Source organism: Pseudomonas sp. AMR01, assembly GCF_041946035.1.
GTDB lineage: Bacteria > Pseudomonadota > Gammaproteobacteria > Pseudomonadales > Pseudomonadaceae > Aquipseudomonas > Aquipseudomonas antarctica_B.
On record NZ_JAUTYR010000103.1, the window covers coordinates 1 to 726 of the forward strand.

1 protein-coding gene is annotated in these 726 nt (G+C 39.7%); it reads left to right on the plus strand.

Going from position 1 to position 726, the window contains the following annotated elements; genetic code table 11:
• Positions 1-482: hypothetical protein (locus Q7C20_RS26725; RefSeq protein WP_375071188.1), on the plus strand; the 482-nt coding region annotated here is incomplete at its 5' end.
• Positions 483-726 lie beyond the last annotated feature (244 nt).

Here is a 726-nt window from a genome sequence, read left to right on the forward strand (position 1 = left end):
CTTCGGCCTGGATAGTAGGGGCAGGAGGAGAATATCTTTCAGGAACTGACAGAGAGTCTTTGACAGGTGAAAATTTCTCTTTCACTCCTCTCTTCGGTACGAACCACGGCTTTAATGGTTTGATGGATTATTTTTATGTGGGAAACCATCAAAATGATGTGGGACTGCTGGATCTCTATGGAAAACTTTCTTGGAAATCGTCAAAAACAGAATTTACTATTGTCCCTCATTTCTTTTCTTCAGCAGCTGAAGTAGGTGAAAATTACAATAATTATTTAGGAACAGAGATAGACCTGGTGGGGGTATATAAGATCAGGAAAGACTTTTCAATAGGAGTAGGCTATTCTCAAATGTTTGGAACAGTATCACTTGAGGTGCTTAAGGGCGGAGACAAAGACAGCACACAGAATTGGGCGTGGGTGATGCTGAACTTTAGTCCCAAGCTTTTCAGTTTTACAAGGGATGAGGTCCTTCGACCCTAAATAGGAATAAGGATGTTGCTTGCCCAGTCTCACAAAAACAGTGATCCTTCGGGTGGAGCTGTCCTTTAAAAAACTATAATTTGATTATCTTGCAGCGCCGGATAAAGCTGAGGTAAAATACATTTACAGAGGAGATTATCTGGCAGATGAATAGTTGCACAAGAATTGATGTTTTACCGAATTCAAAATTTCCGTTTTCTTACTTTTTTAATATTTCTCCTGTTCTTCGGATCTCAAATCCTTT